This window comes from Rhodococcus sp. MSC1_016 (assembly GCF_023667485.2).
GTDB classification, from domain to species: Bacteria; Actinomycetota; Actinomycetes; order Mycobacteriales; family Mycobacteriaceae; genus Rhodococcus_F; species Rhodococcus_F oxybenzonivorans.
Map to the genome: position 1 here is coordinate 187471 of NZ_JAMOZI020000001.1, position 13924 is coordinate 201394.

A 13924-nucleotide genomic window follows, 5' to 3' on the forward strand; every position below is an offset into this window, starting at 1 on the left:
CACCTCAGACCATGTAGGTGGAGTTGATGATGGCGCCCTTGCGCGCGTAGTGGATGATCGCGTCCTGCACGTCGAGGGGATGGGCGGGAATCGCGCCTTCGATGAGGTCTTCCTCGCGGTGTCCGTGCAGGGCCAACCCGAAGCGGCACACGAACACCTTGCCGCCCTCCTTGATGAACGTCGCCAAGGCGTCGTTGATGTTCTGCTCCCCAGGAAAGCCGTTGTCACCGGTAGTGGGAAATCCGCGGGTTGCAACGGCATTCATGGCTCCGGTGCCGTAGAGATAGATGGCAGATTCGAAACCCTTCCGCAGCGCCCGCGTCGCCTGCAACACAGCCACGAAACTCACCGACGACTCGTGCGCAATGCCGTGAACCAGGGTGAAGTAGCTCTCGCCGTCCTCGGCCTTGTAGTCTGGGAAGATCTTCGTCGATCCGTAGATGTTGCTGCCCTTGGGAAGCGCCGGATGCGGGATCTCGGCAAGCGATTTTGCGATGTTCTCGACGATGGTCTGGTCGATATCGGACACGTGTTGGCTCCTCGTGTGTCGGATTGAATAGACTGAGCGTCGGCGAACCGACGTCCGCTTTGGTCTGGAACCAGTACACCCACAACCGATTTCCAATTGGTTCCGCCGGGAATAACACCGTGTTGCCGAGTGCTCACTGCAGCCGGATCTGCGTAACACGACTGAAGCAATTGGAGAGCCGCACGCGAAGAACTCGGTTGATCCGGTCTCGCGGCTTGCAAGGAAAACCTCAGCGCGGTCCAAGTCAATCTGTCGATGAAGCTCATACGTCTCTACCGTTTCGCGAACCGCAACGGGCTCGTCCCGAGGCTGAACCCTTCACCCTTCACCGTTGCCCCCCCTTTTCCGTATGTTGAGAGAACCGGTTCCGTTCTGGCCAGCGTGTGGGCGACAGTGTGTGAGCCGCCGTACACCGGGTACGCGGATGTGTTCCGACACACGAATTCGATACTGCTCGGAGGCAATCCATGGATCTATCCGCCGTTGACCGCGAGGCGCAGGTGCCTCGAACGCTGCCTCCCGACACGCGAGTTCAGATCCGGCGCAACCTGCGGACCGGCGCAGCAGCTTTCGGGTTGCTTCTCGCGTTGACGGTGCTCATGCTGTTCACCCCGGTCTTCGACGGCCATATCGGCGGCGTCGGAGTCGGCTACATTGTCGGATTCCTCGACTTCCTCATCGTCCTGACGATTGCCGCAATCCATTGCGTGCGCAGCAACCGGCTCGACAACAGTGGAGAGGTCGAGTGATGGACGCGCTACCGATGTTCATAGTGGCCGGCATCGTGGCGGCGACGTTGGGTTTGGCCGCCCTGGCGGCACGCCGCAATTCCGACGCCGGCGACCATTACGTGGCAGGTCAACGCGTCAGCGGGCTGCAGAATGGGCTGGCACTCGCGGGTGAGCAACTGTCAGCGGCATCGCTGCTGGGTATCACTGGAGCGGTGGCTCTGACCGGGTTCACTGGCTTCTATCTGGCCATTGGTATTCCGACGGCGTTCCTGCTGGTGCTGCTCGTGGTGGCCGAACCGTTGCGTAACCTCGGCAAATACACCCTCGCCGACGTCGTGTCGTTCCGATTCGAAGGTCGGTTGCTGCGTGGGTCGATGGCGGTCACGACACTGCTGATCAGCGTGATCTACATGATGATCCAGTTCGTGGGAGCCGGGATTCTCGCCGAACTGCTACTGGGCGTGCCGTTTTCGCTTGCGGTGGTCGTCCTTGCGGTGTTGATGACGGTGTATATGCTCCTCGGCGGGATGGTCGCCGCGACCTACATCCAGGTGTTCAAGAGCGTGCTGCTGCTCGCGGTCGTATTTATCCTGCTGCTGTTCGTGATCTCACGGACTGGTTGGAATCCCGTGGGCCCGCTCATCGACGCTTCGGACAAGTTCGGGCCCGACGTGGTCAGCGCGCACCGGCTCGATTCCACGTCAGCGTGGAACAACGTGTCACTGATGGTGGGGCTTTCGCTAGGCGTGATGGGCTTGCCGCACGTGATGCTGCGATTCTTGACGACCAAGAACGCCCGGGCGGCGCGTTCGTCCTCCCTGATCGCGATGATCATTTTCTCCGCATTCTTCCTGCTGCTGCCGATCTTCGGGTACGCCGCGCTCAACGAGGTCGGTCGCGAGACGATCGTGGCCGACAACAAAGGCGGCAACCTCGCGGTGGCACGGCTGGCCGAGGCCGTCAGTGGCAACGTGCTGCTGTCGATTCTCGCTGGAGTGATAATTGCGACCATCCTCGCGGTCCTCTCAGGCATCGCCATCGCCGCCTCCGGTGCCGCGGCCCACGACCTGTACACCAATGTCATCAAGGGCGGCAACGTCAGTCCCCGCAAACAGCTGGTCGTAGGCCGCGTCGCCGGTGTAGTGATTTCGCTGCTGGCGATCGTGCTCGCACTCGGGGCCCAGAATCTCAACATCGGGTTCCTCGCCAATGTCGCCTTCGCCATCGCCGCAGCCACACTCACACCGGTACTGGTGCTGACAATCTATTGGCGCGGATTCAACCGATTCGGCGCCCAGGCGGCGATCACCGGAGGGCTGACGCTGAGTGTCCTCCTCGTGGTGATCGGCCCCAACGTAATGGGCGACAACGCACTCTTTCCACTTAGCATTCCCGCGATCGTGACCGTGCCGTTCTCATTCGCACTTGCATGGCTCGGCAGCATGGCCGGGCGCAACAACGTCGGGGCGAGGGGCCGCCCCTACGACGAAATTGTGTTGAAAGCCTTCCCTCCCCGTCCCAAGGCGGAAGCTTCCGAAACCCATTGAGCGTCGTGACGACGACCCCTCTTCCTGATGACTGGAGTTCTATCCATGGTTACTGTTCGTGACGCTGCATTCGACGTCTTCAGACGATTGGGGATGACGACGATCTTCTCCAATCCCGGGTCGACGGAGGTGTCACTCCTGACCGATCTTCCCGACGACCTCGACTTCGTCCTGGGCTTGCACGAGGCGTCCGTGGTAGGCATCGCCACCGGGCACGCGATCGCCGCCGAGCGCGCCGCACTGGTCATCCTGCACACGACGGCCGGCCTCGGGAACGCCGTCGGAGCCTTGGCCACGGCCCGGGTCAACCGGACGCCGCTGGTTGTCATCGTGGGGCAACAGGATAGGCGTCATTTGGCCTTCGAGCCGTTCTTGGCCGGACGGTTGGCCCAACTGGCCGGTGACTATCCGGTATGGGTGGATGAGCCCGTACGACCGCAGGACGTGCCAGGCTCCATCGCCCGGGCCTGGCACGAAGCCATGATCGGCCACGGCCCTGCGCTGGTCATCGTCCCGATGGACGACTGGCTCGCCCCAGCAGGCGAGGTGGAGCAGGCGGCACCCGTCCGGATGCTGGTCGGCCGTTCACCGCGGCCGGAGTCGGTGACCGAGGTCGCCGAACTTATCGATGCGAGCAGTCATCCGCTGCTGGTGGTAGGCGCCGGATTGGACAGCATCGCCGGCTGGGAGGGCGCGACGGCACTGGCCGAGCGGCTCGGGTGCGCTGTGTATCAGGAGTCATTCGGTGCCCGAGCCGGATTCCCACAGGATCATCCGCAGTTCGCCGGCCACCTCCCGGCCGGGCGGTCCCGGCTACGGGCCGCGCTCGCACCGTACGACCTCGTCGTCGTGATCGGTGCACCAGTATTTCGTCAGTATCCGTACGAAGACGGAACTCTCGTCCCCGCAGGTACGTCGGTGGTCGTCGTCACTGACGACAACAGCGAGGCCTCGCGCAGCCCAGCTGATCTAGCCGTCCTGGCCGATCCGGCCGAGTTCGCCCAGAAACTTGCCGTGCAGGTGTCGGTTCGCCACGGGACGACGGCGGTACCTCACCGTGTCGAGCGGCCCGCGCCCGCCCAGCACGGGGTACCTCTGCGCGCGGCGCATGTGCTCGCCGCCCTCAGTGATCGGCTTGCTCCGAACACCATCGTTGTCGAAGAAACCCCATCGAGCCGACCTGATCTGCACAAGTTGCTTCCGGCTCGTGAACCGCTCGGCTTCGTCAGTGCCGCGATGGGCGGACTCGGGTTCGCGATGCCGGCCGCCATCGGGTTGAAGATGGCGGCACCGGAGCGGCCGGTTGTGGCGGTGCTCGGCGACGGATCGTCGCTCTACTCCATCCAGTCACTGTGGAGTGCAGCGCGGTACGACGTCGGTGCCCTGTTCATAGTTCTCGCTAACGGCCGCTACGCGATTATGGACCGACTGGCGGAGAAGGAAGATACCGGGCCGGCGCCGTGGCCCGCCTTCGAGGAAGTCTCCGTCAGCGGCCTCGCCACCAACCTCGGTTGCCCCATCGCTCGCGCGGCCGACATCAGCGAACTCACCGAGATTCTCGACGAGATCATCCCGACACTATCTACCCGCAAGAGCCCACTTGTCCTGGAAGTCGCTGTTAAAGCTGGCCGCGACTTCCAGGCCTGACGACACTAGCTATAGGAGAGGAACATTGTCATGAGTCACACCCCCACGAAGGTGACGATCTTCGGAGGCGCGGGCGGCATCGGGTCCTCCGTCGCCTTCAACCTGCTGCTTCGACCCTCGACGTACGACGTCGTCGTCGTCGACACCAAACCCAACATGGTCACGAGCCACGTGATGGATATGCAGGACATGGCAGCCGTCGACGGTTTCTCCACCGTGCGGGGAGGGACTGCCGAGGACGCCGCCGATTCCGACATCGTCATCCTCAGCGCCGCAGTCCCGCTGCGGCTGAACACATCCCGATCGGTGTTTCTGGCAGATAACGCGCGGATCGTCGAGCAACTCGCTGTTCCGCTGATCGAATCCGGCTGGGATGGGGTGCTGATCATGCTCACCAACCCCGCCGATGCCCTCACCACCTGGCTGCACCAGCGCACCGGCTTCGATCGTCACAAACTGCTCGGCTACACGATCAACGACAGTCTGCGCCTGCGAACCGGGGTAGGACGAGCATTGGCCGTCTCCCCACACCGCGTCGAGGCCTGGGTCCTCGGCGAACACGGCGCCGGACAAGTACCCCTCTACGATCACATTCGAGTCGACGGTTCACCGGTCCGACTCGACGCCGCCCAGAAGGCGATCGCGCAGGACTACATCGACACCTGGTACGTCACCCACGTGGCACTGGACTCGGGACGCACATCAACGTGGAGCACCGGACGCGGCACCGCCCTGCTCGTCGATGCAATGGTGACCGAATCCGATCAGCCGCTGCCGGTCTCGGTGGTCCTCGACGGCGAATACGGCGCCAAGGGTGCCAGCCTGACTGTGCCAGCGCTGCTCGGCAAGGGCGGGGTTCGCGACATCGTCGAGTGGGAGCTGTCCGAGGCCGAACTCGGTACCCTGCGGTCCGGTGCAGAGAGCGTCCGCACCGCCGCCGAAAGCATCTCGCTCGGGCAGGACTGACCACCTGAGCTGAGGTCGACGTCGCAGCGGCCGATCACCTTCTGCCGTCCTGGCGAAGGTTGCGGGAGATCACGGCTGCTGCGACCCGGACTCCTTGGGCCAGGCCTGCCAGATTTGGATGCGCGGCCGGTACTACCACGGAGATTGCGGCGACGATGGCGGCGTCCCTTCCGAAGACCGGGGCGGCTGCCGACGCATTGCCCTCGGTCATCTCGTTTCGCGAGATGACGAATCCGGTGGTGCGAATTTCTGCGAGCGCTCGGCGCAGGTCATCGGGGTCGGTGATGGTCTCCGATGCCATTCTCGGCAACTCCTCGGAAAGCACCGTTTCCCGCAGCTCGGGGGTGCCGAAGGCCAGCAACACCTTCCCAGGTCCGGTCGCATGCAGGGGCAGCCGGTACCCGACCTGGGAGGAGACATTGGTACCGATCCGCGAGCGCGGCGCGAGCTTTTCGACGTAAAGCGCGCGGGTGCCGTCGAGGACCACCAGATGCACCACTTCGTGGGTGGTCTCGAAAAGGTCCTCGAGTACCGGAAGTGCCACATCGCGGAGTTGTCGTTCCTTCGGAGCGAGGGCCCCGAGCTGCCACAGGCGTGTGCCGACCGTGTAGGTCCCGCGACCGGTTCGGTCGAGCCCACCCCATTTGACGAGTTCGGCGAGATACCGATGCACAGTGGCCGGCGGGATGTTCGTCGCGCTGACGATGGCGCCCAGCGTCTGCTCGGGTCGGTCCTCACTGAACGACTCGAGAATCGACAGCGCACGGGCTAATGAACTTTTGGAATTGCTCAACGATCGGTCCCTCGCTCCGCCGGGGTGCTGATAAAGGTTCACGGTACTTCTTCCGCATGTTGAGAGGAAGGATTGTTCGGATCATGACCGTCGTCGACAGTGACCGACAACACCCGACCCCGGCATCAACGGATGCCGCTCCGAAGCAGACACATAGACAGGCGAGATACAGCATGAACGGTGACAGCACACAGGAGCTGGCGACCGGCCCGATCGCGGGTGACCCGTTGTTCGATCTCACGATCGTCGAGACGAGGTCCCTCCTCACCGCCGGTCTGCTCGACGCCGAGCACTACGCGGCAAGTCTGCGTCACCGCACCGCTGAGGTTGCCGAGTTCAACACGATGACCACGACGCTGCCCACCCCCTCGATCCCGGACAGGCACGAGCAGTCAGGCCCGCTGCTCGGCATCCCCATGGTGGTCAAGGACAGCATCGACGTAGCCGGAACGGAGTCGACCGCCGGAACCCCTGGCCTGGTGGGAAACATTGCAACCGAAGACGCCGAGATCGTGCAACGCCTGGTGGCGGCCGGGGCCCATATCAGCGGCAAGAACGTCATGCACGAACTGGCGCTCGGAGCGACATCCAACAACGCCTTCCACGGCCCGGTGCACAATCCGTGGAACTTCTCGTTGACCGCAGGTGGCAGCAGCGGAGGCACCGCTGCCGCAATAGCACTGGGTATCGCACCAGCGGGGATCGGCACGGACACCGGTGGTTCCGTTCGCATTCCGGCTGCACTGTGCGGCGTGATCGGGTTCCGGCCGTCCGTGGGCCGATACCCCGCCGAGGGCATCGTCTCACTGTCCCACAGCAGGGACACATCGGGCCCGATCGCGCGCAGCATCGACGACATCCTTCTTCTCGATTCGATACTCGCGCAACGCCCTGCAATCACTGTCCGCGACACTGCTGGCGGTTTGCGTATCGGCCTGACACCCGCACACGGTGAAGATCTCGATCCGGACGTCAAAACGGCCTACGAGCGGGTCCGGAACACCCTCGCGGCCGCAGGAGTGACGTTCGTCGACGTCAACATCGACGACATCATCAATCGGACCGCAACGATCGCCGCATCGATCGTCTGGGGGGAGGCAGCCGATGGACTCAGCGGATACCTCCGCTCACGCGGACTCCCCGGCATCGAGACCGTCGTCGCCGCCATCAGCAGCCCCGACGTCCGCCGAGTAGTTGCCGACGGACTCGCCACAACCACCGCGCACACCTACCGGCAGAATCTCGCCATCGTGGGTGACCTGCGCCGGGAACTTGCGAACCGGATGTCCTCGGCAGACCTCGACGCCTTCATGTTTCCCACCACCCCGGTGGTGGCTCCGCCCCTCGGTCAGGACGACACCATCGAACTGAACGGGCGCCGGGTCCCCACCTTCTCGACGATCATCCGTCACGGCGATCTCGGGGGAACGCTTGGCCTGCCGGGGATTTCCATCCCTGTCGGCCTCGGAACGACGACCGCGCTGCCCGTTGGCATCGAATTTTCCTCGGCGGCGGGAACCGACGAGCACCTGCTCGCCAGCGTCGCATCCCTGGCGCCGCACATTATCGACATCCACCGCCCCAGCACCATTCCCGCACCCTCCCCAGCGCACAACTGACCGCGCGAGACGACTTCCGCCGCCCCCATTCCCCCCAACTCTGAGGACGACCATGGACACCACCTCAACTTCGGCAACGGCCGCGCACCGAAGCCCCACTCCTAACGAACTCGTCAAGGTGCGATTCGCCAGCGGAATCGGATCCACGATCGAGTGGTACCTGTCGTTCGCATACATTTCAGCCGCTGGACTGATCTTCAGCGAGCAGTACTTCGGTGCGCTCGGACCCAACGCGCTCATCGTCTCCCTCGGGTCGGTCGCCGCAAGTTTCATTGCCAGCCCTCTCGGCGGTATCCTCGCCGGCCACGTCGGCGACCGGTACGGCCGCAAATCCGCACTGATCGGAACACTCGTCGTCATGGGCTTGGCCAGCCTTGGAATGGGATTGCTCCCCACCTACGAGCAGATCGGCCTCATCGCCCCCCTACTGCTGGTCATCTTCCGCTTCCTCCAGGGCCTGAGCACCGGCGGTGAATGGGGCGGCGCCGCATTGATGTCCGTAGAGTACGCGCCACCGAACAAGCGAGGCCTCTATGGGATCTTCTCCCAGATCGGCACACCGGCCGGACTCGTGCTGTCCACGGGCGTTTTCTTCCTTCTCCAGACGATGACCTCCCCCGAGCAGTTCGAGTCATGGGGCTGGCGGGTGCCCTTCTTCGTCAGCGTCGCATTGGTCCTGGTCGGCCTGAAGGTACGCACTTCGATCTCCGAGAGCCCGGTATTCGCGGAGGTCCAGCAAGCCCACGCCGAAGCGGCGATGCCGCTGGCCGAAGCCGTGCACGGCCACTCCCGCAAGATGGTCCTCGCCGGTGGATCCTTCGTCGCCAACATCCTCGCCGGCTACCTGGTGATCGGCTACATGCTCTCCTACACCACCAACAACCTTGGAATGGACTCGAGTGCAGTACTTTTCACCCTGATGCTCGCCGCCCTGGTGTGGATTGTTTCCACCGTGCTCGGTGGCTCCTGGTCAGATCGGTTTGGCCGCCGCCCGATCATGACGGCCGGATATGTCCTGATGGCAGCCTGGGCGGTTCCACTGTTCTTGCTCGTAGACACCGCGAACATGGGCGCATTCGCTCTCGCGGTGTTCGTTCTGGCGATCGCCCTGGGACTGTCCTACGGGCCGCAGAGCGCGATGTTCGCCGAACTCTTCCCGCCGCGCATTCGCTACACCGCAGCCTCCCTTCCCTACGCCGTCGGCGGCATCATCGGTGGCGGCTTCGCCCCCGCCATCTCAGAATGGCTGATCGAGACCACCGGAACCTCTCTATCGATCTCGATCTATCTCATCGCGTTCGTGGCCGTGTCACTGTTGAGCCTGGCTGCCATGAAGAAGACCGACTTCACCGGCTTCGCCGACCACGACCGTTCCGCTTGACACGCCGAACAAAGTTACTGCGCCCGCGCTCGTTCACCGCCACCAATTCGGCGGCGCAAACGTGCCCTTTTTCTGAGCGAAAGCAGTATGTGAATCCGCTGCCGCCGAGCACCACAGTGAAAAGAACACACCCAGCGGCACTCGCCGCTGACAGAGATGAAACGGAGAAACTGACGGTGAGTACACAAGAACACGGCTCGGTTCGGCGGTTGCTGGACGAACCGGTGTGGGAATCACGCATCTTCACCGGCGAATGGGTACGCGGCAGCGCCGACGACCACTCCGTGGTCGAGCCCGCAACCGGCAAACAACTCTCGACCATCGGCATGGCCACCGCAGACGATGTGGCACGTGCCGCGGACCGAGCCGCGACCGCGCAAGCCGACTGGGCCGCCAGGCCCTACACCGAACGGGCAGCAGTGCTTCGCCGCGCCGGAATCCTATTCGAGCAGCACGCCGACGAAATCGCCGAATGGGTGATACGCGAAGCCGGCAGCACCGCGGCCAAGGCCCACATTGAAATACACACCGCCGCCGAGGAGTGCTACAACGCTGCGGCGCTCGCCGCACACCCACACGGCGAAGTGCTGCGCTCGGAGCAACCGCGCCTGAGCTTCTCCCGCCGCATTCCGGTCGGCACCGTCGGGGTGATCGCCCCCTTCAACTTCCCGATCATCCTGTCGATCCGTGCCGTCGCGCCGGCGTTGGCGCTCGGTAACGCCGTCGTCCTCAAGCCCGATCCCCGCACCGCCATCTGTGGCGGTGTGGTTCTCGCCCGCATCTTCCAGGAAGCCGGACTTCCCGCCGGCCTGCTCAGCGTGCTCCCCGGCGGCGCTGCCGCCGGGGAAGCCGTTGTCATCCATCCCGCCGTCCGGGTCATCGCTTTCACCGGATCGACCCGCGCCGGGCGCGCCGTCGGTGAACTCGCCGGTCGACACCTGAAACGCGCCCACCTCGAACTCGGCGGCAACAACGCACTGATCGTGCTCGCCGACGCCGACCTCGACAAAGCTGTGTCCGTCGGTGCTTTCGGCTCCTTCATGCACCAAGGCCAGATCTGTATGGCGGCGGGCCGTCAACTCGTGCACAAAAGCATTGCCGCCGACTACACCGCACTCCTCGCCGAACACGCCGAACGGCTGCCCGTCGGCGACCCGTTCACCGGTGACGTCGCCCTCGGCCCCATCATCGATGCTAAGCAACGAGACCACATTCACACCTTGGTGACGGAAAGCATCAGCGCTGGCGCAACCCTCGCCGCGGGCGGTGTCTACGACGATCTTTTCTACCGGCCCACCGTGCTCGCACAGACACCGCTGACCGCCCCGGCCTTCCGGGACGAGGTCTTCGGCCCGGTGGCGCCAGTGGCATCGTTCAGCTCGGTCGAGGAAGCCGTGGGGATCGCCAACAGCTCCGAGTACGGACTGTCGTTGAGCATCCTGACAGCCGATGCCATGAAAGGTCTCGAGCTCGCGCAGCGGATCCCCGCCGGATTGGTGCACATCAACGACCAAACCGTCGGTGACGAGGCAGTCGTCCCGTTCGGCGGCGTCGGCTCCTCCGGTAACGGCGGTCGGGTCGGCGGCATCGGCGCCAATCTCGATGCTTTCACCGAAACACAGTGGGTCACCGCGCAAAGCACGATGCCGGTGTACCCCTTCTAACGAACCCAGCGGGGCTGTCCGGTAATTGGTTGATCTGAGGGGAGGTACTGGCTACAGTCTTGGCCACAGTGACCAGGTACGGGAAAACGCTCTGACCAGGTCTTTTGGTGGAGCCGATGACGGGAATCGAACCCGCGTATTCAGCTTGGGAAGCTGATGTTCTGCCATTGAACTACATCGGCGCGCATGATATTGGGCGCCCGTAGGCAGGCCCAACACCCTGCGGGGCAAACATTAGCAGATGATGTTGGTCTCGCTGGAGGCGCACACGCCGATGCTCAGACGAGTGGTCGGCCGGACTTGATTCGCCACCGCAGGTCGCGCATGAGCAGGTTGTAGGGGAGTTCGCGCAGGGCGTTGGGCAGGCGGCGGCTGACGGCGCCGATGGTCCGGAGGATGCGGTCGAAACGTCGCTGGTCCTTCTCGCTCCAGGTCAGCTGCATTTCGTCGCGGAAGTGTTGGGGGAGGAAACCTCTGGTGAAGAACAGGTTCATCGGGCCGAAGAGGCGCGAGATGATTGTGGGGAGAAATTCGAGCCGTGCGATGGAGAGGACGTGTTCGCGGATGGTGTCGTCGATCGACACGTTGGCCAGCGAACGGTTCCAGTACTCCTCGAAAGCGGCGCGGTCGGCCGGCCACATCTCCGGTGGGACCTGGAGGGTGGTGCCGAAAGTGGCGCCTTCCTTGTAGAAGTACGCCGACGCCTCCGGGGACAGGTCGCCGTGCAGGGCCCTGGTGACGTCCTCGAATCCGCGGTAGATGCAGGCGGCCACCCACAGCTGCAGTTCGGGGTCGAAAGCGTTGTACTGGACCGGGCTGTCTGCGGTGGACCGCACTTTGGCGTGGGCGCGGTCGACGCCTCGACGGAAGACGGCTTTCTCCTCGTCGGTGCCCCGTGCGGCGACCACGAGGTAGGTCAGCGTGGTGCGGGATCGTTTGATCGGATGCCGGAAGAGCTGCCCGCTCTCGACCCGACTCTCGTACACGCCGTACCCGACTCCGGGATGTGCCAACTGCATGATGATGTTGGCAGCGCCCGCCAGTAGGCCGGCACCGTCCATGACCTGGTCGAGACGGTCTGGTGCGTCGAGTGACGTCGACATAGTTGCTCCTGTTATCCATCCACGGGACGTGATCTGAATACGACCGTACTCACATATATGTTCGTCGTCCAGAGTTCGGTGGAAGGATGGTCGCCATGGTTACGGCACCGTCAGGTTCGACAGGTGGCCGCATGTATGGCGGTCAGGAGGGCGATGCGCGTCGCGCCGAGCGTCGCGCGCAGCTGATCGAGGCCGGACTCGACCTACTGGGCGGGGACGACGGCGACCACACGCTGTCGGTACGCGGAGTCTGTAAGCGGGCCGGACTGGCCACTCGTTACTTCTACGAAAGCTTCACCGACCGCGACGCGCTGATCGTCGCCGTCTACGACTCTGTCGTGCAACGCATCGCCACCAGCACGTTGGAAGCTGTGTCGACGGCGGGGCCGGGCGAACGCGAGATCGTCGAAGCAGGCGTGCGCAACATCGTCCGTGCGGTCGCCGAAGATCCCCGGCACGGCCGACTCATGTTCTCGGTAGCGCAGTCGAGTGAGGTGCTGGCGCAGCGACGGCTCGACAGTTCGCGTTTGTTCGCCGGCCTGGTGACCAAGCAGACCGTCGGGTTCTACGAGGTGGCGGAGAGTCCCCGTCTCGACCTTGCCGCGCATTTCATGGTCGGGGGCCTGGCGCAGACACTGACGGCCTGGTTGAACGGCACCGTGACACTGCCCGAGGAAGACCTCGTGAACACCTGCACCGATCTGCTGCTCTCGATGGCAATCCACACCCGCTGACCCGTTAACCTCTACCTGTGCTTCTCTCCGACCGCGATCTCCGTGCCGAAGTTTCCGCTGGACGTCTGGGCATCGACCCGTTCGATCCCTCCATGGTTCAGCCTTCGAGCGTGGACGTGCGCCTCGACAGCTTGTTCCGGGTGTTCAACAACACCCGCTACACCCATATCGACCCAGCTCAGCGGCAGGATGAACTGACCACGCTGGTCGAACCGGCCGAGGGAGAGCCCTTCGTTCTGCACCCCGGCGAGTTCGTTCTCGGCTCCACGCTCGAGGTGTGTTCGCTGCCCGACGACCTTGCCGGGCGACTCGAGGGTAAGTCGTCACTCGGTCGCCTGGGTCTGCTCACACATTCGACCGCCGGGTTCATCGATCCCGGGTTCAACGGCCACATCACCTTGGAGCTGTCCAATGTGGCGAACCTGCCCATCACGCTCTGGCCGGGAATGAAGATCGGGCAGCTGTGCCTTCTGCGGTTGTCGAGCGCGGCGGAGCACCCGTACGGCAGCTCGGCCGCGGGCTCCAAGTATCAGGGGCAGCGGGGCCCGACCCCGTCCAAGGCGTACCTGAATTTCGCACGGGACTGAGCGCTCGCGGACCTCACGCCCGCGCGTTCCATTCGGCGATCACCGAGTGCACTCCGATCGAGTCGATCGTCGATCGGAGTGACCCCTCGACGGCTGTCCGGCATTCGAGATCCCGACGGCCGATGTCGGAGGCACTCGGTGACTCGGCAACGCCGATCAAAATTTCCGGAAACATGGTGCGGCTGCCCTCGATGAGCAGAGCCTCCTCGTCGACTGCTCGCACGGTAACGGGCGCACTGCCGGTGACGTTGCCGACGAGAAGCGCGAGGTAACTCGTATCGGTGTACTCGTCCCGGACGGCGATCAATCGTGCGTCGTTGTCCCCCAGTCGTATCGACTGGTCGAGTATCCATGGAGCCGAGCATGTTTCACGGTACGCGGCGCGGTCGGCTGGCCGCTCCGTGTCACTGGAGATTCGCTCAGGCAGAGTGTTCATGACCATCTCCTGCACCTCGGAAGGCCCTCTGCGGGGTCCTGAGTCCAGTCTGCCGAATGTACCCACTCCAATCATGGGTAGTGGACTACCTGTTCTCTGTGTATGGGAGCCAGACGAGGTCGTAATGAGACCGTACATTCGTTATGAATTGCAGCGGAGGGGCTGAGAACGAGGGTGTCGACAAACT

Annotated in this window: 13 protein-coding genes and 1 tRNA gene; 9 read left to right on the forward strand and 5 right to left on the reverse strand. The window is 63.8% G+C overall.

Going from position 1 to position 13924, the window contains the following annotated elements:
• Positions 1 to 4 precede the first annotated feature (4 nt).
• Positions 5 to 529, reverse strand: coding sequence for an MSMEG_0572/Sll0783 family nitrogen starvation response protein (locus L1080_RS00895; RefSeq protein WP_159924558.1), 525 nt, complete (start codon positions 527 to 529; stop codon positions 5 to 7).
• 467 nt (positions 530 to 996) lie between these two features.
• Between L1080_RS00895 and L1080_RS00900 the strand changes: the two genes are divergently transcribed.
• The 4 genes from L1080_RS00900 to L1080_RS00915 are packed head-to-tail and all read left to right on the forward strand — an operon-like array spanning position 997 to position 5420.
• Complete coding sequence (locus L1080_RS00900) at positions 997 to 1278, forward strand: hypothetical protein (protein WP_250772178.1); 282 nt, start codon at positions 997 to 999, stop codon at positions 1276 to 1278.
• Positions 1278 to 2807 (forward strand): solute symporter family protein, encoded by a 1530-nt coding sequence (locus L1080_RS00905; protein WP_159924560.1) that lies wholly within the window; start codon positions 1278 to 1280, stop codon positions 2805 to 2807. The genes L1080_RS00900 and L1080_RS00905 overlap by 1 nt, the downstream gene beginning before the upstream one ends.
• Before the next feature lie 45 nt (positions 2808 to 2852).
• A complete protein-coding gene (locus tag L1080_RS00910) occupies positions 2853 to 4454 on the forward strand; it encodes a thiamine pyrophosphate-dependent enzyme (protein WP_250772176.1) in 1602 nt (533 codons plus the stop codon).
• A 30-nt stretch (positions 4455 to 4484) separates the two neighbouring features.
• On the forward strand, positions 4485 to 5420 hold the full coding sequence (locus tag L1080_RS00915; RefSeq protein WP_250772174.1) for a malate dehydrogenase: 936 nt from the start codon (positions 4485 to 4487) through the stop codon (positions 5418 to 5420).
• Positions 5421 to 5454: 34 nt separating this feature from the next.
• Here the strand turns inward: L1080_RS00915 and L1080_RS00920 are convergent, their stop codons facing one another.
• Positions 5455 to 6213, reverse strand: a complete 759-nt coding sequence (locus L1080_RS00920) for an IclR family transcriptional regulator (protein WP_159924566.1) — start codon at positions 6211 to 6213, stop codon at positions 5455 to 5457.
• 173 nt (positions 6214 to 6386) lie between these two features.
• Here L1080_RS00920 and L1080_RS00925 point away from each other — a divergent pair, with 173 nt between their 5' ends.
• The 3 genes from L1080_RS00925 to L1080_RS00935 all read left to right on the forward strand — a co-directional run bounded on the left by L1080_RS00925 (position 6387) and on the right by L1080_RS00935 (position 10877).
• Entirely contained in the window at positions 6387 to 7832 is a 1446-nt protein-coding gene (locus L1080_RS00925) for an amidase family protein (RefSeq protein ID WP_250772172.1), read from the forward strand.
• 52 nt (positions 7833 to 7884) lie between these two features.
• Positions 7885 to 9213: an MFS transporter gene (locus tag L1080_RS00930; RefSeq protein WP_250772170.1), complete on the forward strand. Its 1329-nt coding sequence runs from the start codon at positions 7885 to 7887 to the stop codon at positions 9211 to 9213.
• A 176-nt stretch (positions 9214 to 9389) separates the two neighbouring features.
• Positions 9390 to 10877 carry an aldehyde dehydrogenase family protein gene (locus L1080_RS00935; RefSeq protein WP_201453418.1) on the forward strand — a complete coding sequence of 496 codons (1488 nt, stop codon included), beginning with the start codon at positions 9390 to 9392 and terminating at the stop codon, positions 10875 to 10877.
• Positions 10878 to 10985: 108 nt separating this feature from the next.
• Here the strand turns inward: L1080_RS00935 and L1080_RS00940 are convergent.
• Both L1080_RS00940 and L1080_RS00945 read right to left on the reverse strand, forming a co-directional pair.
• Positions 10986 to 11059: transfer RNA gene (locus tag L1080_RS00940), tRNA-Gly, on the reverse strand.
• Between the two features lie 96 nt (positions 11060 to 11155).
• Positions 11156 to 11980: an oxygenase MpaB family protein gene (locus tag L1080_RS00945; protein ID WP_159924572.1), complete on the reverse strand. Its 825-nt coding sequence runs from the start codon at positions 11978 to 11980 to the stop codon at positions 11156 to 11158.
• An 86-nt stretch (positions 11981 to 12066) separates the two neighbouring features.
• On the opposite strand from L1080_RS00945, the gene L1080_RS00950 reads away from it, so the two are divergent.
• Positions 12067 to 12714 (forward strand): TetR/AcrR family transcriptional regulator, encoded by a 648-nt coding sequence (locus L1080_RS00950; RefSeq protein WP_159924574.1) that lies wholly within the window; start codon positions 12067 to 12069, stop codon positions 12712 to 12714.
• A 17-nt stretch (positions 12715 to 12731) separates the two neighbouring features.
• Positions 12732 to 13301 (forward strand): dCTP deaminase, encoded by a 570-nt coding sequence (dcd, locus tag L1080_RS00955; protein WP_159924576.1) that lies wholly within the window; start codon positions 12732 to 12734, stop codon positions 13299 to 13301.
• Positions 13302 to 13314: 13 nt separating this feature from the next.
• On the opposite strand, the gene L1080_RS00960 is transcribed toward dcd, so the two are convergent.
• Complete coding sequence (locus L1080_RS00960) at positions 13315 to 13737, reverse strand: hypothetical protein (RefSeq protein WP_159924578.1); 423 nt, start codon at positions 13735 to 13737, stop codon at positions 13315 to 13317.
• Positions 13738 to 13924: the final 187 nt, after the last annotated feature.

What these genes read in the sequence shown, in the direction of transcription:
- L1080_RS00900 (WP_250772178.1), top strand. Translation starts at nt 997, where the DNA reads ATGGATCTATCCGCCGTTGACCGCGAGGCGCAGGTGCCTCGAACGCTG.
- L1080_RS00905 (WP_159924560.1), top strand. Translation starts at nt 1,278, where the DNA reads ATGGACGCGCTACCGATGTTCATAGTGGCCGGCATCGTGGCGGCGACG.
- L1080_RS00910 (WP_250772176.1), top strand. Translation starts at nt 2,853, where the DNA reads ATGGTTACTGTTCGTGACGCTGCATTCGACGTCTTCAGACGATTGGGG.
- L1080_RS00915 (WP_250772174.1), top strand. Translation starts at nt 4,485, where the DNA reads ATGAGTCACACCCCCACGAAGGTGACGATCTTCGGAGGCGCGGGCGGC.
- L1080_RS00925 (WP_250772172.1), top strand. Translation starts at nt 6,387, where the DNA reads ATGAACGGTGACAGCACACAGGAGCTGGCGACCGGCCCGATCGCGGGT.
- L1080_RS00930 (WP_250772170.1), top strand. Translation starts at nt 7,885, where the DNA reads ATGGACACCACCTCAACTTCGGCAACGGCCGCGCACCGAAGCCCCACT.
- L1080_RS00945 (WP_159924572.1), bottom strand. Translation starts at nt 11,980, where the DNA reads ATGTCGACGTCACTCGACGCACCAGACCGTCTCGACCAGGTCATGGAC.
- L1080_RS00950 (WP_159924574.1), top strand. Translation starts at nt 12,067, where the DNA reads ATGGTCGCCATGGTTACGGCACCGTCAGGTTCGACAGGTGGCCGCATG.
- L1080_RS00960 (WP_159924578.1), bottom strand. Translation starts at nt 13,737, where the DNA reads ATGAACACTCTGCCTGAGCGAATCTCCAGTGACACGGAGCGGCCAGCC.